The 203-nt window shown below is 54.2% G+C and carries 1 pseudogene; it reads right to left on the minus strand.

Annotated elements, in window-relative coordinates:
• Window positions 1-203, minus strand: a pseudogene (locus AC0QH1_RS00215) (photosystem II D2 protein (photosystem q(a) protein)); the annotation flags it as partial.

The raw sequence follows: 203 nt of genomic DNA on the forward strand, positions 1-203 counted from the left end.
GGGTTTAAGGTCCAGTTGTGGAACCCTTGGAAGAACAATAGAAAACGGAAGATGGCGGCGACGCCAAAGCTGGGGGCAAAGAACCAGCCCGACTGTCCCAAGGGATACATCAAGAAGACGCTGACAAACACCGCGATCGGTCCGGTGAAGGCCAGGGCATTATAAGGACGAATCCCTAACAGACGGGAGATTTCCAACTGGCG

The sequence above is a fragment of the Phormidium sp. CCY1219 genome, assembly GCF_055795085.1.